20 protein-coding genes and 1 pseudogene are annotated in these 20,992 nt (G+C 66.3%); 9 read left to right on the forward strand and 12 right to left on the reverse strand.

The annotated features are described in order from the left end of the window. Position 1 precedes the first annotated feature (1 nt). A complete protein-coding gene (locus CLV01_RS25335; RefSeq protein ID WP_013800924.1) occupies positions 2-1,081 on the reverse strand; it encodes an ABC transporter permease subunit in 1,080 nt (359 codons plus the stop codon). 10 nt (positions 1,082-1,091) lie between these two features. Next, entirely contained in the window at positions 1,092-2,021 is a 930-nt protein-coding gene (locus CLV01_RS25340) for a branched-chain amino acid ABC transporter permease (protein WP_012207152.1), read from the reverse strand. A gap of 304 nt (positions 2,022-2,325) precedes the next feature. Between CLV01_RS25340 and CLV01_RS25345 the strand changes: the two genes are divergently transcribed. After that, on the forward strand, positions 2,326-2,673 hold the full coding sequence (locus CLV01_RS25345; RefSeq protein WP_013800923.1) for a GFA family protein: 348 nt from the start codon (positions 2,326-2,328) through the stop codon (positions 2,671-2,673). A gap of 8 nt (positions 2,674-2,681) precedes the next feature. On the opposite strand, the gene CLV01_RS25350 is transcribed toward CLV01_RS25345, so the two are convergent. Then, positions 2,682-3,287: a 2-hydroxychromene-2-carboxylate isomerase gene (locus tag CLV01_RS25350; protein WP_099732942.1), complete on the reverse strand. Its 606-nt coding sequence runs from the start codon at positions 3,285-3,287 to the stop codon at positions 2,682-2,684. Between the two features lie 80 nt (positions 3,288-3,367). Then, complete coding sequence (locus CLV01_RS25355) at positions 3,368-4,096, reverse strand: SDR family oxidoreductase (RefSeq protein WP_034396773.1); 729 nt, start codon at positions 4,094-4,096, stop codon at positions 3,368-3,370. A gap of 90 nt (positions 4,097-4,186) precedes the next feature. On the opposite strand from CLV01_RS25355, the gene CLV01_RS25360 reads away from it, so the two are divergent. Continuing rightward, a complete protein-coding gene (locus CLV01_RS25360) occupies positions 4,187-4,636 on the forward strand; it encodes a winged helix-turn-helix transcriptional regulator (protein ID WP_099732941.1) in 450 nt (149 codons plus the stop codon). Positions 4,637-4,668: 32 nt separating this feature from the next. Here CLV01_RS25360 and CLV01_RS25365 read toward each other — a convergent pair whose 3' ends face one another. After that, positions 4,669-5,973, reverse strand: a complete 1,305-nt coding sequence (locus CLV01_RS25365) for a replication-associated recombination protein A (RefSeq protein ID WP_012207157.1) — start codon at positions 5,971-5,973, stop codon at positions 4,669-4,671. Positions 5,974-6,415: 442 nt separating this feature from the next. On the opposite strand from CLV01_RS25365, the gene brnQ reads away from it, so the two are divergent. Continuing rightward, the gene (gene brnQ / locus CLV01_RS25375) at positions 6,416-7,729 is read left to right on the forward strand and encodes a branched-chain amino acid transport system II carrier protein (RefSeq protein WP_013800919.1); all 1,314 of its coding nucleotides are present in this window, start codon (positions 6,416-6,418) and stop codon (positions 7,727-7,729) included. On the opposite strand, the gene CLV01_RS25380 is transcribed toward brnQ, so the two are convergent. The 3 genes from CLV01_RS25380 to CLV01_RS25390 form a co-directional block, all read right to left on the reverse strand. Beyond that, on the reverse strand, positions 7,716-9,242 hold the full coding sequence (locus tag CLV01_RS25380; RefSeq protein ID WP_099732940.1) for a methyl-accepting chemotaxis protein: 1,527 nt from the start codon (positions 9,240-9,242) through the stop codon (positions 7,716-7,718). The two genes, brnQ and CLV01_RS25380, sit on opposite strands and share 14 nt — an antisense overlap. Before the next feature lie 168 nt (positions 9,243-9,410). Then, positions 9,411-10,046, reverse strand: a complete 636-nt coding sequence (lolA, locus tag CLV01_RS25385; protein WP_043825056.1) for an outer membrane lipoprotein chaperone LolA — start codon at positions 10,044-10,046, stop codon at positions 9,411-9,413. A 30-nt stretch (positions 10,047-10,076) separates the two neighbouring features. Then, entirely contained in the window at positions 10,077-12,440 is a 2,364-nt protein-coding gene (locus CLV01_RS25390; RefSeq protein WP_099732939.1) for a DNA translocase FtsK, read from the reverse strand. Between the two features lie 261 nt (positions 12,441-12,701). Here CLV01_RS25390 and trxB point away from each other — a divergent pair, with 261 nt between their 5' ends. The 3 genes from trxB (at position 12,702) to rpmG (ending at position 14,347) form a co-directional block, all read left to right on the forward strand. Further along, positions 12,702-13,655, forward strand: coding sequence for a thioredoxin-disulfide reductase (trxB, locus tag CLV01_RS25395; protein WP_034396780.1), 954 nt, complete (start codon positions 12,702-12,704; stop codon positions 13,653-13,655). 267 nt (positions 13,656-13,922) lie between these two features. Beyond that, entirely contained in the window at positions 13,923-14,156 is a 234-nt protein-coding gene (rpmB, locus tag CLV01_RS25400) for a 50S ribosomal protein L28 (protein WP_012207163.1), read from the forward strand. A gap of 20 nt (positions 14,157-14,176) precedes the next feature. Then, entirely contained in the window at positions 14,177-14,347 is a 171-nt protein-coding gene (gene rpmG / locus CLV01_RS25405; RefSeq protein ID WP_012207164.1) for a 50S ribosomal protein L33, read from the forward strand. Positions 14,348-14,477: 130 nt separating this feature from the next. Here rpmG and CLV01_RS25410 read toward each other — a convergent pair whose 3' ends face one another. Beyond that, on the reverse strand, positions 14,478-15,962 hold the full coding sequence (locus CLV01_RS25410; RefSeq protein WP_099732938.1) for an aminotransferase-like domain-containing protein: 1,485 nt from the start codon (positions 15,960-15,962) through the stop codon (positions 14,478-14,480). A 212-nt stretch (positions 15,963-16,174) separates the two neighbouring features. Between CLV01_RS25410 and CLV01_RS25415 the strand changes: the two genes are divergently transcribed. Next, a complete protein-coding gene (locus tag CLV01_RS25415; RefSeq protein ID WP_099732937.1) occupies positions 16,175-16,543 on the forward strand; it encodes a hypothetical protein in 369 nt (122 codons plus the stop codon). Here CLV01_RS25415 and CLV01_RS25420 read toward each other — a convergent pair. Together CLV01_RS25420 and CLV01_RS25425 are read right to left on the reverse strand one after the other, a co-directional pair. Continuing rightward, positions 16,518-17,741, reverse strand: coding sequence for a DesA family fatty acid desaturase (locus CLV01_RS25420; protein WP_043825050.1), 1,224 nt, complete (start codon positions 17,739-17,741; stop codon positions 16,518-16,520). The genes CLV01_RS25415 and CLV01_RS25420 overlap by 26 nt on opposite strands. A 115-nt stretch (positions 17,742-17,856) precedes the next feature. After that, positions 17,857-19,184 (reverse strand): annotated as a pseudogene (locus CLV01_RS25425) (RsmB/NOP family class I SAM-dependent RNA methyltransferase). Positions 19,185-19,276: 92 nt separating this feature from the next. Here CLV01_RS25425 and CLV01_RS25430 point away from each other — a divergent pair. After that, on the forward strand, positions 19,277-19,549 hold the full coding sequence (locus tag CLV01_RS25430; protein ID WP_012207169.1) for a DUF1653 domain-containing protein: 273 nt from the start codon (positions 19,277-19,279) through the stop codon (positions 19,547-19,549). 7 nt (positions 19,550-19,556) lie between these two features. Here the strand turns inward: CLV01_RS25430 and purN are convergent, their stop codons facing one another. Beyond that, positions 19,557-20,135 carry a phosphoribosylglycinamide formyltransferase gene (gene purN, locus CLV01_RS25435; protein ID WP_012207170.1) on the reverse strand — a complete coding sequence of 193 codons (579 nt, stop codon included), beginning with the start codon at positions 20,133-20,135 and terminating at the stop codon, positions 19,557-19,559. Between the two features lie 98 nt (positions 20,136-20,233). Between purN and CLV01_RS25440 the strand changes: the two genes are divergently transcribed. Then, entirely contained in the window at positions 20,234-20,914 is a 681-nt protein-coding gene (locus CLV01_RS25440; RefSeq protein WP_099732936.1) for a YceH family protein, read from the forward strand. The last annotated feature ends 78 nt before the right edge of the window (positions 20,915-20,992 follow it).

The raw sequence follows: 20,992 nt of genomic DNA on the forward strand, positions 1-20,992 counted from the left end.
CTCAGGACTGGTGCGGCAGGTTCTTGCCATGCTCGGGCGACGGCCACAGGCCGCGCGGACGCATCAGCATGATGACGATCATGGCCAGCGCGATCAGCAACTGGCGCAGGATGGAGGCGTCGAGCCGCCCGTCGGTCATCTGCTGCAGAGGCCCGGCCACATAGCGCAGCACCTCGGGCAGGGCCGACAGCAGCACCGCCCCCAGGATCACGCCCGGCAGATGGCCCAGGCCGCCGAGCACCACCATGGCCACGATCATGATGGACTCCATGAGGCTGAACGACTCGGGCGAGACGAAGCCCTGGAAGGCCGCGAACATGGCGCCCGAGACACCGCCGAAGGAAGCGCCCATGCCGAAGGCCAGCAGCTTCATGTTGCGCGTGTTGATGCCCATGGCCTTGGCGGCGATCTCGTCCTCGCGGATGGCCATCCAGGCGCGGCCGATGCGCGAGTCCTGCAGGCGCCAGCAGATCACGATGCTGACGAGCACCAGGAAGAGGAACAGGTAGTAGTACAGCGTGACCGAGCTGATGTCGTAGCCGAAGATCTCCTGGCGCTTGGCCAGGTCCAGGCCCAGAATCTTCACCGAGTCGATCTGGCCTATGCCCTTGGGGCCGTTGGTGATGTTGACCGGCTGGTCCAGGTTGTTCATGAAGATGCGGATGATCTCGCCGAAGCCCAGCGTGACGATGGCCAGGTAGTCCCCGCGCAGCTTGAGCACCGGGATGCCCAGCAGTATTCCCGTGATGCCCGCCAGCAGCGCCGCCAGCGGTATTACCAGCCAGATGGAGGTATGCAGCCCGTCAGGGAACATGGCGGCAAAGCCCTCGAAGGTCTCCGCCAGATGCGGCGAGGCCATCAGCGCGAACATGTAGGCGCCCACGGCGTAGAACGCCACGTAGCCCAGGTCCAGCAGGCCTGCATAGCCCACCACCACGTTCAGGCCCAGTGCCAGCAGCACATAGAGCAGGGCCAGGTCGGCGATGCGCACCCAGGCATTGCCGAAGTACTGAAGCACCAGCGGCAGCACCATCAGCGCCAGGCCGCCCAGAATCCATTGCACGGTCTTCTTGCTGTTCATGCGGGTCTCCTCAGGCGCGGTCGGCCACACGCTCACCCAGCAGGCCCGAGGGGCGCAGCGTCAGGATGATGATGAGCACGATGAAGGCGAAGATGTCGGTGTAGTGGCTGCCCAATACGCCGCCCGTGAGGTCGCCGATGTAGCCCGAGCCTATGGACTCGATCAGCCCCAGCAGCATGGCGCCGACCACGGCGCCGGCCAGGTTGCCGATGCCGCCGAACACGGCCGCCGTGAAGGCCTTGAGCCCCGGCAGAAAGCCCATGGTGTGGTGGGCCGTGCCGTAGTTGGAGGCGTACATGATGCCCGCGATGGCCGCCAGCACGGCGCCGATGATGAAGGTGGCCGAGATCACCACGTCAGGCTTGACGCCCATCAAGGCCGCCACGCGCGGATTCTCGGCCGTGGCCCGCATGGCGCGCCCGAGCTTGGTGTAGTTGACCAGATAGGTCAGCGATGCCAGCGCGATCGCCGTGACCACCAGCACCAGGATCTGGGTGGGCGTGATCACCGCCGTGCCGATCTCGAAGGGCGTGCTCGGCAGCAGCGTGGGATAGGCCTTGTAGTTGGGCTTCCAGATGATCATGGCCAGCGTCTGCAGCAGCAGCGAGACGCCGATGGCCGTGATCAGCGGCGCCAGGCGCGGGCTGCTGCGCAGGCGGCGGTAGGCCACTTTCTCGATCACGAAATTCAGTGCCGCGGCCACCACGCAGGCGATCACGGTCGCCAGCAGCAGGATCAGCCAGCCCGGCGCACCGGGCATGGCCTCCTGCATCAGGCCTATGCAGCTCCAGCTGGTCAGCGCGCCGACCATGAGCACCTCGCCATGGGCGAAGTTGATGAGCTGGATGATGCCGTACACCATGGTGTAGCCCAGGGCGATCAGGGCGTACATGCTGCCCAGGACCAATCCGTTGATGACCTGCTGAAGCAGTATGTCCATATGCGCTCTCCCCTTTAGTCCAGGATGGAGACATTCAGCGTGCCTCGCATCCAAACGAACGGAGCCAGCAATGCCATGGTGGTGGAAGCTCTCCCGCCGCATCCTGGCTTGTGGCCCGGAAACCGCAGGGGATTGGCGATTCTAGGCACCCCCGGTGGCCTGCAACGCCTTGTTGCAGGGGGGTTTCCCGAGGCTTTACAAGCCACGTGCTCTTATGTAGCACTGCAGCAATTTGCCGTAGCCAGCATGAACTCCTACCATCAGCGGCAGTGCCGCCAGCCCGAGGTGGCCACGGAGAACCCCGATGAAATACCACGGCAGCTGCCACTGCGGCGGCATCGCTTTCGATGTGGAAGGCGAACTCACGCAGGCCATGGCCTGCAACTGCTCCATCTGCGCACGCAAGGGCGCGCTCATGTGGTTCGTTCCCCGCGAACAGCTGCAGCTGCAGACGCCCGATGAACAGATGCGGACCTACACCTTCAACAGGCACCTGATCCAGCACCGCTTCTGCCCGACCTGCGGCATCCATCCGTTCGGCGAGGCCATCGATCCCCAGGGCCGGCACATGGCGGCCGTCAACGTGCGCTGCCTGGAAGGCGTGGACCCCGAGGCGCTGCGCATCACGCGCTACGACGGGCGATCGGCCTGAGGCTGGCTTCAGGCCCGCAGCGCTTGTTCCTCCACATCGCGCAGGCGGTCCTTGCCGAAGTAGATCTCGTCGCCAACAAAAAAGGTGGGCGATCCGAAAGCGCCACGGTGGAAGGCCTGCTCGGTATTTGCCAGCAGCCGGGCCTTGACTTCGGGTGTCTGGCTTGCGCCGATCAGGGCTGGGGCGTCCAGGCCCGCCCCGGACAGCTCGGTGCCGATCACCTGGGCATCGTCCATCTTGCAGCCCTTCTCCCACATGCTGGAGAACACCGCATCCACATAACGCTCGAAGCAGCCCAGGCCCTGCGCCGCCACGGCCCCGCGCATGATCTGCAGGGTGTTGACGGGAAAGTGCGGATTCATCCGGAAGCGCGTGAGCCCATGCCTTTGCACGAAACGCTGCAGTTCCAGCGCCTCATAGGCGCGCTTGTTGGGAATGTCGGCATTCGCCTCGGCCGGTGAGCGGTTGTTGGCCAGCTTGAACAGGCCGCCCAGCAGGACCGGCACATAGTCGAAGCGGATGCCGCTGCGCGCCTCGATTGCGGGGATGACCTGGTGGCAGAGATAGGCGTTGGGGCTGCCGAAGTCGAAGAGGAATTGCACGTTGGGTTTCATGGCACGGCCTGCATCAAATGGGATGGAACATCGAAGCGAAGGGGCTGAAGCGGCTGAAGGGACGCAAATGGCTGAAGGGCCTACCAGGACTCCATCCAGGGGCGGATTTCGGTTTCATGCGTCCAGGCGTCGCGCGGCTGCTGGTGCAGTTGCCAGTAGAGGTCGGCGATGTGGTCGGGATTGAGGATGCCGTCCTGCTGCTTGAGGGCATAGCGCTCGGGAAAGTTGGTCCGGATGAACTCCGTGTCGATGGCGCCGTCGATCACGGGATGGGCCACATGGATGCCCTTGGGCCAGAGCTCGCGCGCCATGCTCTGGGCCAGCGCACGCAGGCCGTGCTTGGCACCGGCAAACGCCGCAAAGCCCTCACGCCCGCGCAGGCTGGCGGTGGCGCCCGTGAAGATGATGGTGCCCCGGCCGCGCGGCAGCATCACCCTGGCCGCCTCCCGCCCCATCAGGAAGCCGGCGAAGCAGGCCATCTCCCAGACCTTGAAGTAGACGCGCGCCGTGGTTTCGGTGATGCCAAAGCGCACGTTGGCGCCGATGTTGAAGACGGCGACCTCGATGGGTGCGATCTCGGCCTCGATCTTCTGCACCAGGGCCACCATTTCCTCTTCCTTGCGCGCGTCGCTGCCAAAACCATGGGCCTGGCCACCGGCGGCGCGGATCTGTTCGACCAGGGGCTGGAGCTTGTCCGCGTCGCGGCGCGTGACGCAGGCGATATAGCCTTCGCGCGCAAAACGCCGGGCGATGGCGCCGCCCGTGGCGTCGCCAGCGCCGATCACGAGAATGGCTTTCTTGTCGGTCATGGGATCTCCGTGGATGATTGGTCAGTTCATTTTTTGAACCCAATGCACGGTAGGTTTAAAATCAGAACCCGTCAAGCGGGGAACTGCCCAATGAAATGGAACGAACTGGAAGAGGAGCGCTGCTCCATCGCACGCACGGTCTCGGTCATCGGCGACCGCTGGACACTGCTGGTGCTGCGCGACTGCTTTCTGGGCATACGCCGTTTTGATGAATTCCTGGGGCGCCTGGGCATTTCACGCCCCATGCTGTCGGACAGGCTGGCCAGGCTGGTCGAGGCAGGCGTGCTCAAGAAGGTGGCCTACCAGGAGGCGCCGGTACGGCACGAGTACCGCCTCACGCCCAAGGGGCTGGACCTGCATCCCGTGGTCATGGCCATCGTGCACTGGGGTGATGTACACATGTCCGGCGAGGAAGGCCGGCCCTTGCTGCACCGGCATACGGTGTGCGGCCACACGTTCGACCCCCTGGTCGTCTGCTCGGAGTGCCACGCCCCCCTGCACGCGCGGGACGTGGCGGTGGAGCCCGGCCCGGGCGCCTAGCCTCGGCACCGGCCTGCCCTCACCGGCTTCGGCTATGCGCCGCCTGCCTCTTCGTCCCACTTGCGCAGCACAGCCAGTTTCTCGCCGATCTTGATCTCCAGGCCCCGCGGCACGGGCTGGTACCAGCCCGGCTCCGCAATGCCTTCGGGCAGATAGGTCTCGCCGGCCGCGTAGGCGTTGGGCTCATCGTGCGCGTAGCGGTATTCATGGCCATAGCCCAGCTCCTTCATGAGCTTGGTGGGCGCGTTGCGCAGGTGCACGGGCACCTCGCGGCTCCTGTCCTGCTTCACGAAGGCCCGGGCCTTGTTGTAGGCGTTGTAGCCGGCGTTGCTCTTGGCGGCCATGGCCAGGTAGATGACGGCCTGGCCCAGCGCCAGCTCGCCCTCGGGGCTGCCCAGGCGCTCATAGGTCAGGGCCGCGTCGTTGGCGATCTGCATGGCGCGCGGATCGGCCAGGCCGATATCCTCCCAGGCCATGCGCACGATGCGCCGCGACAGGTAGCGCGCATCGGCGCCGCCATCGAGCATGCGCGTGAGCCAGTAGAGCGCAGCATCCGGATGGGAGCCGCGCACGGACTTGTGCAGGGCCGAGATCTGGTCGTAGAAGTTGTCGCCGCCCTTGTCGAAGCGCCTGGCATTCAAGGTCAGCGCGTTCTGCACGAATTCGGCATCGATCCGCGTGACGCCCGCAGCGCCGGCCGCCGTCTGGCATTGCTCCAGCAGGTTCAGGAACCGCCGGGCATCGCCATCGGCATAGCCGACGATGGTGTCCCGCGCCAGGTCGTCGAACTCCAGCCCGCCCAGCGCCTTTTCCTGCGCCCGCAGCAGCAGTTGCCTGAGTTCATCGTCGGTCAGGGACTGCAGCACATAGACCTGCGCGCGCGACAGCAGGGCCGAGTTCACCTCGAAGGAAGGGTTTTCCGTGGTGGCGCCGATGAAGGTGACCAGCCCGCTTTCCGCATAGGGCAGCAGCGCATCCTGCTGGGACTTGTTGAAGCGGTGGATCTCGTCCACGAAGAGGATGGTGTGCCGGCCCATGGCCAGGTTCTGCTGCGCCTGCTCCATGGCCGCGCGGATGTCCTTGACCCCGGAGAACACCGCAGACAGCGCAATGAACTCGCACTTGAAGGCCGTGGCCGTGAGCCGTGCCAGCGTGGTCTTGCCCACGCCGGGTGGCCCCCAGAAGATCATGGAATGCGGCTTGCCTGACTGGAAGGCCAGGCGCAGCGGCTTGCCCTCGCCCAGCAGATGAGACTGGCCCACGACCTCGTCCAGGGTCTTGGGCCGCAGGGCTTCGGCCAGTGGTGCGGAGGGCTCCTGGGTGAACAGATCAGCCATGGGCCAGCTCCGTCGCAGGCAGCGCCGCGCAGAAGGCGTTCGGCAGCCCATGTGCCGGATTCGCTGCCGAGGGGAACAGATGCAGTTGCAAAACCATGACGCCATTGTCCACGCCATGGCGGCAGCGGGTGCGCCAGCCCCTGATGCCTGTACCTGGCTGCGGGGGATGAAGCCATGGATCGCCAGCCAGGATCCTGGCCATCGCCTGCAGGCATGTCACTCACATGACATGAATGGTTTGCATACATCTCATCAAGAGCAATCACTGACATTTTTCACCCGCTTCGGGCCACCGCCCTAAAATGCTGCCCTTTGCGGAGCCGGCCGCGCGGCATGCGCGGCCATCGGGCCTGCACCATTGCTGCCCCATCGCTCCGCGCCTCCCACCGTTTCCGGAACTGCCTGCCATGCGGCAAGGCGGGACCTTTTCATTTCTGCATCCATGCAAACACTCAAGACCCGGGACCTTATCGCCCTAGGCTTCATGACCTTTGCGCTGTTCCTCGGCGCGGGCAACATCATCTTTCCGCCCATGGTCGGCCAGGGCGCCGGCGAGCACGCGGCCGCTGCGGCCACGGGCTTTCTGCTCACGGGCGTGGGCCTGCCGTTGCTCACCGTGGTGGCGCTGGCGCGCGTGGGCGGCGGGCTCGATGCGCTGACCTCGCCCGTGGGCCGCAAGGCCGGCATGGTGCTGGGCCTGCTGATCTATCTCATCCTCGGCCCGCTGTTTGCCACGCCGCGCACGGCCACCGTGTCGTTCGAGATGGGCTTTGCGCCCTTCGTGGGCCACAGCAGCACTGCGCTGTTCATCTACTCGGCGGTGTACTTTGTGCTGGTCATGGGCCTGTCCCTGTTCCCCGGCAAGCTGATCGACACCATCGGCAAGCTGATCACGCCCGTACTGATTCTGGCCCTGGTGGTGCTGGGTGCCGCCGCCGTGCTGCTGCCGGCCGGTGCCGCCACCAGCGCCAGCGGCGACTACCTGGTCGCGCCACTGACCGAAGGGTTTCTGGAGGGCTACCAGACCATGGACGCGCTGGGCGCCCTGGCCTTCGGCATCGTCATCGTCAACGCCATCCGGGACCGGGGCATCTCCCACACCGGGCTGCAGACGCGCTACGCCATCATCGCGGGCGTGATCGCGGCCGTGGGCCTGGGCCTGGTGTATCTGTCGCTGATCCATCTGGGCGCCACCAGCCAGTCCATCGCCCCGCAGGCGCAGACCGGCGTGCTCATCCTCACGCGCTATGTGGATCACACCTTCGGCCCCATCGGCAGCCTGCTGCTGGCCGTGGTGATTTCCCTGGCCTGCCTGACCACGGCCGTGGGCCTGGTCAGCGCCTGTGGCGCCTACTTCAGCGAGATGCTGCGCCTGCCCTACCGCGCGGTGGTGGTGGCCATTGGGCTGGCGTGCATTCTGGTGTCCAACCAGGGCCTGGCCCAGCTGATCGCCCTGTCCGGCCCCGTGCTGGTGGGCATTTATCCGCTGGCCATCGCCCTGGTGGTGTTGAGCCTGCTGTCAGGCCTGTGGCGCAATGCCCAGCGCGTGTTCGCGCCGGTGCTGGCCGTGGCGCTGGTGTTCGGTCTTGTCGATGCCGCCAAGGCGGCCGGCTGGCAGGACTGGCTGCCGGCCTTCCTGAACAGCCTGCCGGGCAACGGCATGGGCTGGGCCCTGCCCGTGGCAGCCACCCTGGTGCTGGCGGCGCTCCACGACCGGCTGCGCCCGGCCCCGGCCACCGCGTTCAGGCCGTCCTGAAACGCGCCATGAGTTCGACCAGCTGATGGGCCTGCTTGCGCAGGCTCTCGGCGGCCGAACTGGTCTGCTCCACCAGCGCGGCGTTCTGCTGGGTCCCCTCCTCGATGCGGACGATGGCGCTGTTGACGTGGCTCACGCCCGCGCTCTGTTCGCCGCTGGAATGGCTGATGGCGCCGATCATGTGCGAGACCTTGGCAATCACCTCCTGCACCGAGGCCATGGTCGCACCCGCGCTGTCCACCTCCTCGGCCCCCAGGGCCACACGCTGGGCGTTGGCCTGGATCAGGTCACGGATTTCCCGCGCCGCGCCCGAGCTGCGCTGGGCCAGCGTGCGGACCTCGGCGGCGACCACGGCAAAGCCCCGGCCCTGTTCGCCGGCCCGCGCGGCCTCCACGGCCGCATTGAGCGCAAGAATATTGGTCTGGAACGCGATGCCGTCGATCACCTCGATGATGCTGACCACGCGCTCGGACGCATCCTGGATGCTGCGCATGGTGCCCACGACGGCAGAGATGGCATCGCCGCCGCGCGTGGCGATGTCGCTGGCCGTGGAGGCCAGGACGTTGGCCTTCTCCGCGTGGTCCGCATTGCCGCGCACGGTGGAGTCGAGCTGGTCCATGGACGAAGCCGTCATCTGCAGGGCCGATGCCTGCTGCTCGGTGCGCTGGGCCAGGTCGCTGTTGCCGGCCGCGATCTGCGAGCTGGCGGATGCCACCTGCTCCGCATTGCCGCGCACTTCCACGACGATGCTGCGCAGCTGCTCCTGCATGGCGCCCAGCGCCCGCAGCAGCTGACCCAGTTCGTCTGGCCCGCCGCTCGCTATGGCATTGGTCAGATGGCCCTGGGCCACCTTCTCGGCCAGCTGGACCGCGCTGCGCAGCGGTGCCACCACGGCACGGGTGATGAGCCAACCAATGGCCACGCCGGCCACGGCCGCCACCAGCATCAGCACCAGGCTCAGCTCAGTGGCGTGCTTGCCGCTGCTGTAGGCATCGTCGGCCACCGCCTTGCTCTGCGCCGCAATGCCGGCCTTGAGCTGGGAAAGCAGCTCGGCCGGCTCGCGGTCCACGCCGCGCACGGCCATGTCGCCCACCGAGGGGTCGAAGCCCGTGGCCTCGAATTTGTCCAGCCCCACGCGGTAGCCTTCGGCCATCTTGCGGTGCTGCGCCACAAAGCCCTGGGCGATCTCGCGCAGGGAGGCATCGTCCACCAGGGCCAGCAAGGCCGCGGTCTTGTCCTGCACGGCGCGCTCATCGGCCAGAAAGCCCTTCCAGTGCTGCTCGCGCAGCGCGTTGTCCGAGCCGCGCAGCAGCACGTTCTTCCATTCCTGGACCTGGGTTTTGAAGTGGCCTTCCACCTCGGCGGCGAGGCGTTCCGCCGCCATGTGGCGCTGGACATCGCCGTGAAAGACGCCTAGGGATCGATGGGCCGACCAGAGTCCGAAGAATCCGGCAGCGAGGGTGAATAGCAGCGCCATGGCAATGGCGAGCGGCAACTTGCGACTGAGGTTCATAAAGGCATGCGAGAGCCGGCCAGCATGTCCTCGGAGGGACGTCGAAACAATCGCTGGCCGCAGGCCGCCATTGTCTCGACGATATTAGGCAAAACCATTACAAAACCTCACAAACTGCGCACTGCAGCTGTGACCGGCCTGAAGGGTTGCCCCGCGCGGCAGCGCGGCTTACTGCTTGAGCACGTCGGCGCCCGCTGGCACCTTGAAATCGAAAGTCGAGGCCGGCAAGGACGCCTGGGTCTGCAGCTGGCTGAAGCGGATCAGCGAACGCTGGCCAAAGCTGTCCAGGATGTCCAGCGCCGAAAGCTGGCCATCGGCCGCAAAGCCCACGCGCACGCTCTTGAGCTGGCCGTTCTTGTCCTTGGGGCTGGCCTGGACCCATTGCAGGCCATCCTGCTCGGGCGCGGATTGCAGATCGAAGTCGGCACTCAACGCCTTGAGATCGTTGGCCGACGCCAGGATGGCGGCCGGCGTGCTGCCCAGGGCCTGGGCCTGGGGGCGCTGCGTGACCTGGTTGAGGTCGGCGTCATAGAGCCACAGCGTCTTGCCGTCGGCGACGATGGTCTGCTCGAACGGCTTGGTGTAGACGAACCTGAACTTGCCGGGACGCTGGAATTCGAACTGGCCGCTGGAGTTCTTGGTGCGCGGCGGCTGGCCATCCTTGGACGGGGCCGTGACGGCCTGGGTGAATTCGGCACGGCCGGCCTGGGAATTCTTCATGAAGGCTTCCAGGCTCTTGAGGCCATCGGCCCACGAGGCCGTCGCGCTTGCCGCGATCACAACTGCAGTCAACAGACGTTTCATTCTTTCTCCATGATTGCGGGGGAAGCGGGCTCATTCCCCGGCGCGCGCGGGCACCAGCACTTCGCGCTGCCCGCTGGCCGTGAGACCGCTGACGAGGCCCGCCTTTTCCATATCTTCCAGCAGGCGCGCCGAGCGGTTGTAACCAATCCTGAGCTTGCGCTGCACATACGAGATGCTGGCCTTGCGGTCCTTGAGGACCACTTCCACGGCCTGGTCATACATGGGGTCCTTCTCGCCGTTGCCGCCGTCGCCGGACTCCGAGCCGAACTCGCTGTCGCCCTCGGCCGTGCCGCCTTCGAGCACGCCTTCGATGTAGTCGGCCTCGCCCTGCTCCTTGAGGTAGCCCACCACGCGGTGCACTTCCTCGTCCGACACGAAGGCGCCGTGCACGCGCACAGGCAGGCCCGTGCCGCTGGCCATGTAGAGCATGTCGCCCATGCCCAGCAGGGATTCGGCGCCCATCTGGTCAAGCACGGTGCGGCTGTCGATCTTGCTGCTGACCTGGAAGGCGATGCGCGTGGGGATGTTGGCCTTGATCAGGCCGGTGATCACGTCCACGCTGGGGCGCTGGGTGGCCAGGATCAGGTGGATGCCGGCCGCGCGGGCCTTCTGGGCCAGGCGCGCGATCAGCTCCTCGATCTTCTTGCCGACCACCATCATCAAGTCGGCCAGCTCGTCGATGACGATGACGATGTGCGGCAGGCGCTGCAGCGGCTCGGGCTCCTCGGGCGTGAGGCTGAAGGGGTTGGGAATGGATTCCTCGCGCGCCTTGGCCTCGTCGATCTTGGCGTTGTAGCCCGCCAGATTGCGCACGCCCAGCTTGCTCATGAGCTTGTAGCGGCGCTCCATCTCGGCCACGCACCAGTTCAGGCCATTGGCGGCCTGCTTCATGTCGGTGACCACGGGGCACAGCAGGTGAGGAATGCCTTCGTAGACCGACATTTCCAGCATCTTGGGGTCGATCATCAGCAGGCGCACATCGCGGGCCTCGGCCTTGTACAGCAGCGACAGGATCATGGCGTTGATCCCCACCGACTTGCCCGAACCCGTGGTGCCGGCCACCAGCACGTGCGGCATCTTGGCCAGATCGGCCACAACCGGATTGCCCACGATGTCCTTGCCCAGGCCCATGGTCAGCATGCTCTTGGCGTCGTGGTAGACCTGCGAGCCCAGCACCTCGGACAGGCGGATGGACTGGCGCTTGGCATTGGGCAGCTCCAGCGCCATGAAATTCTTGCCGGGAATCGTCTCGATCACGCGGATGGACACCAGGGACAGCGAGCGCGCCAGATCCTTGGCCAGGTTCACGATCTGCGAGCCCTTGACGCCCGTGGCCGGCTCGATCTCGTAGCGCGTGATCACGGGGCCGGGCATGGCGGCGACCACATGCACATCGACACCAAAGTCCTTGAGGCGCTTTTCGATCAGCCGGCTGGTCATCTCCAGCGTTTCGGGCGAGACGCTTTCCTGGCGCTGCTGCGCCGCATCGAGCAGATCCACCTGAGGCAGCTTGCTGTCGGGCAGTTCGGAGAACAGGGGCTTCTGGCGCTCCTTGACCACCCGAACGCTGGGTATCGCAGCCTCCTGGAGCACGGGTTCGATGATCTGCACGGGCTGCGGGTGCTGCACGGCGCTTTCCGTGCGCTCTTCCTGCACCACTTCCTCGCGCTCGCGCGCAGCGCGGCGGCCTGCGGCTTCGTCCCGGGCCTTTTCACGGCGCGCAAAAAGAAAGAGCACCCAGCCGTCCAGGCGTGCGCCCATGGATTCGGCCAGATGGCCCCAGGAAAAGCGGAACACCATGGCCAGGCCGATCACGGCCACGCAAATGCCGATCAGGCCCGAGCCCATGAAGCCCAGCCACTGCAGGCTGTGGTACCCCAGCATGTAACCGAAGACGCCGCCGGCCGGGCCGGGCAGCACGCTCTCGAAGCGGTACAGGCGCGTCCACTCCAGTGCGCAGCTCGCACCCAGCAGCAGCAGCAGCCCGCCCCAAAAGCGCAGGCGCCGGCGCCACAGGGGCGGCAGTGGCACACCGTCGCGCGGCACGCCGCCGCGCAGCCAGCGCGCAAAGGAAGACAGCCAGGTCTGCAGCGAGGCCAGCACCAGCCACCAGACCGACATGCCGAAACCGAAATAGCAGGCGTCGGCCAGCCAGGCTCCGACGCGGCCCATCCAGTTGGCGACCAGGCGCGCGTGTCCCGCCCCGGAGGTGGACCACGCTGGATCCTGGGGCGAGTAGCTGAGCATGGAGGCAAGCCAGAACACCAGGGCCAGCAGCCCCGCCAGCAGCAGCATTTCGTGGCCGAAGCGCGCCACCATGCCGGGGCGCGCCGCAGACCTGGATTTGCCCTTGGCGGATGTGGAAGCGTTCAGAGCGTTCAATGAGTAAGTCATACGCAGGCGGGAGCTTACCCCAGCCCCCTCGGACTGCCCGCAAAAACAGCCAGGGCGACCCGCAAGCGTAATGCAAGCACTTGCAACAGAGCATGACACCGCCGCATGACGGCGCCACGTCGATCATTTTTGACAATCCGGGCCATTGATCCATATGGCAACGGGAACCTGACTGCGGAGCGATACTCCACAGCTGTTCCCGATGTATCTTTTTTTCTGCACGCCGACTGCCGGCGTGCGCCTTTTTCAAGAACTGCATCCATGTCTTCTACCCAACACGCCAAAGTCCTGATCCTCGGCTCCGGCCCTGCCGGCTACACGGCCGCCATCTATGCCGCGCGCGCCAACCTCAACCCGCTGCTGGTGACCGGCATGGCCCAGGGCGGCCAGCTGATGACGACGACCGAGGTGGACAACTGGCCTGCAGACGTGAACGGCGTGCAGGGCCCCGAGCTGATGCAGCGTTTTCTGGAGCACGCAGAGCGCTTCAAGACCCAGGTGGTGTTCGACCACATCCACAGCGTCGATTTCTCCAAGCGCCCCTTCACGCTGACCGGCGACTCCGGCACCTATACCTGCGACAGCCTGATCATCGCCACCGGCGCCTCGGCCAAGTACCTGGGCCTGCCCTCCGAAGAGGCCTTCATGGGCCGCGGCGTCTCCGGCTGCGCCACCTGCGACGGTTTCTTCTACCGTGAGCAGCCCGTGTGCGTGGTCGGCGGCGGCAACACGGCCGTCGAGGAAGCCCTGTACCTGTCCAACATCGCCAGCAAGGTCACCCTGGTGCACCGCCGCGACAAGTTCAAGGCCGAGCCCATCCTCGTGGACAAGCTCATGGACAAGGTCCGGGCCGGCAAGATCGAGCTCAAGACCCACTTCGTGCTCGAAGAGGTGCTGGGCGACCAGTCCGGCGTGACCGGCATCCGCATCAAGAGCACCCAGGACGGCCATGCCGAGGACATCCAGCTGCAGGGATGCTTCATTGCCATCGGCCATGCGCCCAACACCGAGATCTTCAAGGGCCACCTGGAGATGGACGAGACCGGCTACATCATCACCCAGGGCGGCCTCAAGGGCTTTGCCACGCAGACCAGCGTGCCCGGCGTGTTCGCGGCCGGCGACGTGCAGGACCATGTCTACCGCCAGGCCATCACCAGCGCCGGCACGGGCTGCATGGCCGCGCTGGACGCCCAGCGCTTCCTCGAACAGGAATAAGCAGGACGCCACCCTGCCCGCCCTGCTCTCCCGCAGGGCGGCAAAAGCCCCTGGCTGCAGCCGTGTTTGGCTGGCCCAGGGGCTTTTCTCATGGAGACGCTATAATCCGTGGCTTTGCTGAATTTGAAGCGCGCCTTGCTTGCTTGGCCAGGACACTTTCAGCATGGGGTTACCGCCACCCTTTATGGCGAGGTGAGGTTGCCGGCAAGCCATGCAGCAAATGCAGGGCATCAGCGTCGGCGGCTGTACAACTATCGGAGTGTCCTCATGGCACGCGTATGTGAAGTAACGGGCAAGAAGCCCATGGTGGGAAACAACGTTTCCCACGCCAACAACAAGACCAAGCGTCGTTTCCTGCCCAACCTGCAATACCGCCGTTTCTGGGTTGAGAGCGAAAACCGTTGGGTGCGCCTGCGCGTTTCCAGCGCTGCTCTGCGCCTGATCGACAAGAACGGTATCGACTCCGTGCTCGCAGACCTGCGTGCCCGTGGCCAAGCCTAAATCCCTCAAGGAGAAACACCATGGCTGCTAAAGGCGGACGCGAAAAGATCAAGCTGGAATCCACTGCAGGAACCGGCCACTTCTACACCACGACCAAGAACAAGAAGACAATGCCCGAGAAGATGGCGATCATGAAGTTTGATCCCAAGGCTCGCAAGCACGTCACGTACAAGGAAATCAAGCTGAAGTAATTCAGCCTGTTCCCGGTACCGACAAAAAACCGCCCGGCGCAAGCCCGGCGGTTTTTTTGCGTCCGCTTTGTGTTGGCTTTGTGCCCGCTTTGCGTCCTTTTTCGTCTGTTTTTCGTCTGTTTTTCGCCTGTCACCCACTGCGCGCCGGCTGACCCAGCTGCGCACAGGCCATGGCACCCAGCTCGCGGCAGGCCTGCTCGATCACGGCATCCACAGGCAGGGTGCAGCCCAGGCGCATGCAGTGCTCGTAGCGCCCCGAGTTCGAGAACATGCTGCCCGGCGCCGTGCGGATGCCGCGCGCCAGCGCCTGCGTGAACAGCGCGGACGTGGACACGCCAGCCGGAAACTCCAGCCACAGGCTGAGCCCGCCGGGCGGCAGGCTCAGCCGCGTGCCCAGCGGGAAAAACCGCGCCACCAGCTGCGCCATGCCTTCACGCTGGCGCCGCAACTGCTGCTTGAGGCGCTGCAGATTGCGCAGATGCGCGGGCGAGCCCACGCAGGCGGCCGCCAGCAACTGGGCCAGGGTCTGGGTGCCGCGGCTGCGCGCGAACTTGAGCATCTGCACCCGCCCATGCCACTGGCCAGCGTTCATCCAGCCCTGGCGCAGGCCCGGCGCCATGCTCTTGTTGAAGGCCTCGCAATAGATGACATGGCCCGGCAGGCGATCCCAGGCCTTGATGGGGCGCACGGGCTGGCTGCTTTCCACGAACAGTCCATAGGAGTCGTCCTCGATCAATGCCACGCCGTGGGCGCCGCACAGATCGACCAGCCTGGCCTTGTGCTCATCGGGAATGCGCGTACCCAGCGGCATCTGCAGCTCGGGCACGACCACCACGGCCTTCAGGCGCGGCTGGGTCTGCAGGGCCAGCTCCAGCGCCTCGATGGACAGGCCGGTGCGCGGGCTGCAGGGAATCTCCAGCGCCTGCATCTGCAAGGACTCCACCACCTGCAGCAGGCCGTAGTAGGTCGGCGACTCCACGGCCACCACGTCGCCGGGCGAGGCCACAGCGGCCAGCGCCAGGCTCACGGCCTCGGAATTGCCCGTGGTCGCCAGCACATCGGCCGGTGCCACATGGATGCCCGCCGCCAGCGCGCGCCGCGCCATGGCGCGCTGGAAATCAGGGTGGCTGCCCATCATGGAGCGCCCCAGCACCAACAGGTCGGGCTGCTCGCGCAGCAGCCGGGCGGCGGTCTGGTTCAGGTAGCCGCGATCGAACAGTTCGGGCGGCGGCGTGGCACCGCCCAGGTCCACGCGCACGTCGGCCTGGCGGCCACGCTCCAGCATCAGGGAAATGTGTTCATTGATGCCTGCGAAGTGCGGCTGCGGCAGCGGTTGCACCGGCTGGCTCAGGTCGGGCTCGCTGGCCGGGGCCAGGCCTGCAGGCCGGGCATCGCGCACGAAGTAGCCCACGCGCGGGCGGGCTTCGAGCTGGCCCAGGTCCTCCAGATGCCGCAGCGTCTGCAGCGCCGTGGACAGGCTGACCTCATGGCGGCGCATCAGCTCGCGCACGGAAGGCATGCGCTCGCCCGCCTTGAGCGTGCCCAGTTCCATGGCCAGGCTGTAGTCGGCCGCCAGGCGGCGGTACAAGGTCGGAGAGGCGCTGGCAAGGGTCATGGAACAGGTCGACAACGAATCGGGGACGAGAGGACTTGCCCGCGATCTTGCCGCAAGGCGCTGTTACGCAACAGATACAGATCCATCGACCACAAAGCAGAACAGATCCACCGCCATCTGCACTGCTGCGATGCAACAAGCCGCGGGCTGTGCCTGTGCCGATGAAGGCCGCCTGCCTACGCTTGAGGGCCTGGAATCACAGGACACAGACCATGCACAACGCCGACACCCGCTCTTTCGAACTGCGCCATCTTTCCCCCGGCCACGATCTTCACCTGCATGTGCTGGAGGGCAGTGAACTGTTCTGCCGCCACGGCCCGCTGGAAATCACCGCCCCGCAACAGGCCTGGGCGGATGGGGTGCCCGCGCCGGCCCTCAGGCTGCAGCCGGGCCAGGGCTGGCGTGCGGGCGCCGATCTGCAGATACGGGTCCGCTCCTTATCCCAGGCCATGGCAAGCCTGGAACTGCGGCAGAGCCCCACAGCAAAAAGCCGCATCGCCTCCGAAGAGGGGATGCGGCCCCGGGCATGGTCGGTTGCCGGCTGGCTTCGCGGCTTCAGGCGTGGGCAGCGCGCAGCTTGACGGAAAACTCCTTGAGCGCGGCAATGCCGCTGGCCTCGGCGCGATGGCACCAGGCCTGCAGATGGGCTGTCAGTTGCTCGCGCGACAGCGAGGTGTTCAGCCACAGCTGGCGCAGCTCCTCGCGCATGACCAGCATCTGGTCGAGCACGGGGTGGGCTGCGCGCGCCTGGGCCAGTTGCCCCTGCGCCTGGGCGGGCACCTTGTCGGCATCGCGGTGCAGCCAGCGGCGCGCCGTCTTGAGCAGGGACAGGTCGGCCTGCCGGGCCTTGCGCTGCTTGAGCGCATCGAGCTCGATCTGCACGGCGGCGCGCACGCCGCGCGCATAGCGGGCCATGACCTCGTAGCGGTTGGCGATCACGGCCTCCAGCGTCTTTTCGTCGGCCACGGGCTTGACGGCGCCCATGACCAGCCGCGGCGCCGTCTTCTTGACCTTGGCCCAGCCCAGCTTCTGCATGGCGCTGATGTAGACCCAGCCCACATCGAACTCATAGCGCTTGACCGAGAACTTCGCCGAGGTCGGGTAGGTATGGTGGTTGTTGTGCAGTTCCTCGCCGCCAATGATCAGGCCCCAGGGCACGAGGTTGGTGCTGGCATCCTGGGCCTCGAAGTTGCGGTAGCCCCAGAAATGGCCCAGGCCGTTGACCACGCCGGCAGCCCAGAACGGAATCCAGGCCATCTGCACGGCCCAGATCGTCAGCCCGATGGCGCCAAACAGCAGCACGTTGATGATCAGCATCAGCGAAGGGCCCCAGATCGAATGCCGGCTGTAGAGATGGCGCTCGATCCAGTCGTCGGGCGTGCCGTGGCCGAACTTCCTGAGTGTCTCGGCGTTCGCCGCCTCTTCGCGGTACAGCTCCGCACCCTGGCGCATCACGGTGTCCAGGCCGCGTGTCTGCGGGCTGTGGGGGTCGTCCTCGGTTTCGCACTTGGCGTGATGCTTGCGGTGGATGGCCACCCACTCCCTGGTGACCATGCCCGTGCCCAGCCACAGCCAGAAACGGAAGAAGTGCGAAGGAACCGGCCCCAGGTCCAGCGAGCGGTGGGCCTGGCAGCGGTGCAGGAAGATGGTGACGCCCGCAATGGTGATGTGGGTGGTAACCAGGGCGTACAGCAGCAGCTGCCACCACGACAGCTGCCACAGGCCATGGGCCATCCAATCCACGGCGAGGTTCCAAACCGATCCGAAATCCAGCGACATAACCGAAGCCTTTGGCAAGGCGGCGCCCAGTGGCACCGATGCCTCAATTTTAGGCGATGCGCCTACAAAGGCATTCGGCAATCTCCTGCGATTTACAGCTTATTGCGTCTGCAAGTTACGGCTTCCGGGTCCAAACGGCGGCAAAAAAGCCATCCGTCTCATGGCGCTGCGGCCACAGGCGCAGGTACTGCGTGCCGGTCTCGCCGCCGCTGCACAGCGCATCGCCCTGCTCCACCTTGAGCTGGGCCAGCAGTTCGCCGGCATCCATGGCCACGAAGTCAGAGTGCTCCGCTGCAAAGGCCTCGGCGATGGCTTCGTTTTCCTGGGGCAGGACCGAACAGGTGGCATAGACCAGGCGCCCACCCGGCTTGACCAGGCGCGCTGCACTGGCCAGGATGGCCGCCTGCTTTTGCGTGAGCTCCTCGATGGCCTTGGCTGACTGGCGCCACTTGAGGTCGGGATTGCGGCGCAGCGTGCCCAGGCCCGAGCAGGGCGCATCGACCAGCACGCGGTCGATCTTGCCGGCCAGGCGCTTGACGCGGTCGTCGCGCTCATGGGCGATGGCCGCAGGGTGCACATTCGACAGGCCCGAGCGCGCCAGGCGCGGCTTCAGGGCTTCGAGCCGGTGGCCGGACACATCGAAGGCGTACAGGCGCCCGGTGCTGCGCATCGAAGCGCCAATGGCCAGGGTCTTGCCGCCTGCGCCGGCGCAGAAATCGACCACCATTTCGCCGCGCTTGGCGTCCAGCATCAGCGCCAGCAGCTGGGAGCCTTCATCCTGCACCTCGATGGCGCCGCGCGTGAACGCGTCCAGCCGGGCCAGCGCAGGCTTGCCCTGCACGCGCAGGCCCCAGGGCGAGTACGGCGTGGCTTCGGCGGCGATGCCGGCATCGGCCAGTTCCTTTTGCACATCGGCACGCTTGGCGTTCAGCGCATTGACGCGCAGATCCAGCGGTGCGGCCTGTTCCATGCTCTGGGCAAAGGCCCAGAAATCTTCACCCAGCTGCTGCTTGAGCGGCGCGACCAGCCACTCGGGCAGGTTGTGGCGGTGCGGCTCCATCAGCTCATCGGGGCGCACGGCATCGCAGGCGTCCAGCCATTGCAGTTCCTGGGGGACAGCGCTGCGCGCGCAAAGCCGAGCGCCTCCTTGACGCCCTGCTCGGACTTGCCGGCCACGCGGGCCAGGGCTTCCTGGCTATGTGCAAAGCCCAGGATGGCCAGCCTGCGCTCGCGCGAGCCGCTGCCAGAACGTGCCAGGCTCTCAAAAAGCAGCTTCTTGCGCAGCACGGTGTAGGCGGTTTCGGCCAGCGCGGCACGCTCGCGCGGGCCCAGGTTGCGGTTTTCACGGAAAAAGCGTGACACCACGGCGTCGGCCGGGTGTTCGAAAGTCAGGGTGCGCTTGACCAGTTCGGCGCAGGCGTCGAGAAGCTGTTTGGGATGCATGGGCGCGATTGTCCCACCGCCTTGCAAATCCGAGAGAGCCACAGGTCGGAACCCGCAGCAACGCCGGGCTGGCGCAGCTACCATGGCGCCCCATGACCGACGACGACCTGCCTCCCCTGATCCCCACGCCCCCGGGCCTGTACCGCCACTACAAGGGCGCCCTCTACGAAGTGCTTGCCACCGTGCGCCACAGCGAGACGCGCGAGTCCATGACGCTGTATCGCGCGCTCTATGGCGAGCGCGGCCTGTGGGTGCGGCCTGCCGCCATGTTCAATGAAACCGTGGTCATCGACGGCGTGGAGCAGCCCCGCTTTGCACGCTGCCCCGAGCCGGAGCAGCAGGCCTTTCAGAGCGAGGGCCTTTGAGCAGACCCTAGCCCCGCATCAACTGCGCCACGGCGCGCGGGTAGATGAGGTGCTCCTGCACCAGCACGCGCGCGGCCAGCGCCTGGGCCGTGTCGCCGGGCAGCACGGGCACCACGGCCTGCTCCAGGATGGGGCCCACATCCAGCTCGGCCGTAACGCGGTGCACGGTGCAGCCGGCAAAGCGGCAGCCTGCATCGATGGCCCTCTGGTGCGTGTGCAGACCCGTGAAGGCGGGCAGCAGCGAGGGGTGGATGTTGATCATGCGCCCCTCGTAATGCGCCACGAAGCCCGGCGTGAGGATGCGCATGAAGCCGGCCAGCACGATCAGCGAAGGCGCGTGGCGGTCGATCACCTGGGCCAGCTCGGCATCGAAGGCCTCGCGGCTGGGGAACGGGCGGTGGTCCAGCACCTCGGTGGCAATGCCTTGCTCGCGCGCGAAAACAAGGCCCGAAGCCTCGGCCTTGTTGCTGACCACGGCGGCCACGCGGGCGCCGTAACGCCGCGCCCAGTCCTGTTGCTGCGAAGCACGCACAATGGCAGCCATGTTCGAGCCGCCGCCCGAGATCAGGATCACGATATTTTTCATGGGCGGCGATTGTCGCACCGCAGGCCGCGCGGCCTGCGCCAGCCCCGGCAAGGCCCATGGCCCTGCCGGGCCTTGTCACCTCTTCCGTCCAGACACCCATGCCATTCGATCCCCGCTCCACCCCCCTGACCGCTGTCGAAGCCCGCGTGCTGGCCACCCTGATGGAGAAGGCGCGCACCGTGCCCGACAGCTACCCGCTCACGCTCAACGCGCTGGTCACGGGCTGCAACCAGAAGAGCAACCGTGATCCGGTGATGGAAGTCAGCGAAGGCGAGGCCCAGGAAGCGCTGGACAGCCTGCGCCTGCGCACCATGTCCGTACAGATCAGCAGCGCGCGCGCCACGCGCTGGGAGCACAACTTCCCGCGCGGCGTGGGGGTGCCCGACCAGAGTGCCGTGCTGCTGTCCCTGCTGATGCTGCGCGGCCCGCAGACGGCGGGCGAGCTGCGCATCAACTCCGAGCGCTGGCACCGCTTCGCCGACATCTCATCGGTCGAAGCCTTCCTGGAAGAGCTGCGCGAACGCAGCGAGGAAAAAGGCGGCCCGCTGGTCGTGCTGCTGCCACGCGCGCCTGGCGCACGCGAGCAGCGCTGGGCCCATCTGCTGTGCGGCCCCGTGGACGTGAACGCCATGGCCCAGCCCCCCGCTGCAGCAGGCGCACGCGGCGATGCCCTGGCCCAGCGCGTGGTCGATCTCGAAGCCCAGGTACAGCAATTGCAGGCACGTCTTGCGCATGTCTATGCACAGCTGGGGCTGGAGGAGCCCGGCCAATCCAGCTGATCGCCTGCGCTCAGGCAGCCCCAGCAGCAAGCCCCGGACGGCCCCGCCGCCCGGGGCTTGCTGCATCAGGGATTGCCA

The organism is Delftia sp. 60 (assembly GCF_002754395.1).
Taxonomy (GTDB): Bacteria; Pseudomonadota; Gammaproteobacteria; order Burkholderiales; family Burkholderiaceae_C; genus Comamonas; species Comamonas acidovorans.

Coding starts and splice junctions, on each gene's coding strand:
- CLV01_RS25390 (WP_099732939.1), bottom strand. CDS start 12,440: ATGACTTACTCATTGAACGCTCTGAACGCTTCCACATCCGCCAAGGGC.
- trxB (WP_034396780.1), top strand. CDS start 12,702: ATGTCTTCTACCCAACACGCCAAAGTCCTGATCCTCGGCTCCGGCCCT.
- rpmG (WP_012207164.1), top strand. CDS start 14,177: ATGGCTGCTAAAGGCGGACGCGAAAAGATCAAGCTGGAATCCACTGCA.
- CLV01_RS25420 (WP_043825050.1), bottom strand. CDS start 17,741: ATGTCGCTGGATTTCGGATCGGTTTGGAACCTCGCCGTGGATTGGATG.
- purN (WP_012207170.1), bottom strand. CDS start 20,135: ATGAAAAATATCGTGATCCTGATCTCGGGCGGCGGCTCGAACATGGCT.
- CLV01_RS25340 (WP_012207152.1), bottom strand. CDS start 2,021: ATGGACATACTGCTTCAGCAGGTCATCAACGGATTGGTCCTGGGCAGC.
- CLV01_RS25415 (WP_099732937.1), top strand. CDS start 16,175: ATGCACAACGCCGACACCCGCTCTTTCGAACTGCGCCATCTTTCCCCC.
- CLV01_RS25350 (WP_099732942.1), bottom strand. CDS start 3,287: ATGAAACCCAACGTGCAATTCCTCTTCGACTTCGGCAGCCCCAACGCC.
- CLV01_RS25355 (WP_034396773.1), bottom strand. CDS start 4,096: ATGACCGACAAGAAAGCCATTCTCGTGATCGGCGCTGGCGACGCCACG.
- CLV01_RS25360 (WP_099732941.1), top strand. CDS start 4,187: ATGAAATGGAACGAACTGGAAGAGGAGCGCTGCTCCATCGCACGCACG.
- brnQ (WP_013800919.1), top strand. CDS start 6,416: ATGCAAACACTCAAGACCCGGGACCTTATCGCCCTAGGCTTCATGACC.
- CLV01_RS25430 (WP_012207169.1), top strand. CDS start 19,277: ATGACCGACGACGACCTGCCTCCCCTGATCCCCACGCCCCCGGGCCTG.
- CLV01_RS25410 (WP_099732938.1), bottom strand. CDS start 15,962: ATGACCCTTGCCAGCGCCTCTCCGACCTTGTACCGCCGCCTGGCGGCC.
- CLV01_RS25380 (WP_099732940.1), bottom strand. CDS start 9,242: ATGAACCTCAGTCGCAAGTTGCCGCTCGCCATTGCCATGGCGCTGCTA.
- CLV01_RS25335 (WP_013800924.1), bottom strand. CDS start 1,081: ATGAACAGCAAGAAGACCGTGCAATGGATTCTGGGCGGCCTGGCGCTG.
- CLV01_RS25440 (WP_099732936.1), top strand. CDS start 20,234: ATGCCATTCGATCCCCGCTCCACCCCCCTGACCGCTGTCGAAGCCCGC.
- lolA (WP_043825056.1), bottom strand. CDS start 10,046: ATGAAACGTCTGTTGACTGCAGTTGTGATCGCGGCAAGCGCGACGGCC.
- CLV01_RS25365 (WP_012207157.1), bottom strand. CDS start 5,973: ATGGCTGATCTGTTCACCCAGGAGCCCTCCGCACCACTGGCCGAAGCC.
- CLV01_RS25345 (WP_013800923.1), top strand. CDS start 2,326: ATGAAATACCACGGCAGCTGCCACTGCGGCGGCATCGCTTTCGATGTG.
- rpmB (WP_012207163.1), top strand. CDS start 13,923: ATGGCACGCGTATGTGAAGTAACGGGCAAGAAGCCCATGGTGGGAAAC.